Annotated in this window: 1 pseudogene; it reads right to left on the reverse strand. The window is 55.9% G+C overall.

The features are described 5' to 3' along the window. Positions 1–295 (reverse strand): annotated as a pseudogene (locus tag HPT30_RS00500) (hypothetical protein); the annotation flags it as partial.

Below are 295 nucleotides of genomic sequence, written 5' to 3' on the forward strand. Positions count from 1 at the left end.
AGATGCCCGCCAGTTATGCTATCAGGCTGCAGATGCTGTCCGTTCACTGCTCCCTCTGCCAGCTTCGCTCCTGTTAAGCTGCCGTCAGGCAGAAGATCGGACGTGTATACTTCCTCTGCCAGATGCTCAAGGGTGATACTGCCAGGTCTTACATGCCGCTCTTCCACACTTTGCTCGGCCAGATGCCCGCCAGTTATGCTATCAGGCTGCAGATGCTGTCCGTTCACTGCTCCCTCTGCCAGCTTCGCTCCTGTTAAGCTGCCGTCAGGCAGAAGATCGGACGTGTATACTTCCT

Source organism: Paenibacillus agri, from assembly GCF_013359945.1.
Classification (GTDB): domain Bacteria; phylum Bacillota; class Bacilli; order Paenibacillales; family Paenibacillaceae; genus Paenibacillus_AQ; species Paenibacillus_AQ agri.